Origin of the sequence: Streptomyces sp. SID14515 (genome assembly GCF_010548505.1) — a bacterium.
GTDB lineage: Bacteria > Actinomycetota > Actinomycetes > Streptomycetales > Streptomycetaceae > Streptomyces > Streptomyces caviscabies.
Window position 1 is genome coordinate 1 of record NZ_JAAGMH010000119.1, and the last position, 228, is coordinate 228.

Sequence of the window (228 nt, forward strand, 5' to 3'; positions counted from 1 at the left end):
CCTCATCCATGCGTTCGAGGGTGGTGAGCATCGCGCCGAGGAAGACGTCGGCCAGCGGCCCCGACTTCTCGATGCTGCCCAGGACATCCAGATAGGCGTCCCAAAGCTGTTTGACGGCGGTGAGCGCGACGTCCTCTTTGGAGCGGAAGTTGCGGAAGAAGGTGCGGCGGGACACCTCCACCCGCTCCAGCAGTGCGTCGAGCGGGGTGTTGTCGAACCCGCGTTCAC

At 64.9% G+C, this 228-nt stretch carries 1 protein-coding gene; it reads right to left on the reverse strand.

What is annotated here, in order from left to right:
- Positions 1–228 (reverse strand): TetR family transcriptional regulator (locus tag G3I54_RS27755; RefSeq protein ID WP_164618285.1); only part of this gene is annotated, 228 nt, incomplete at both ends.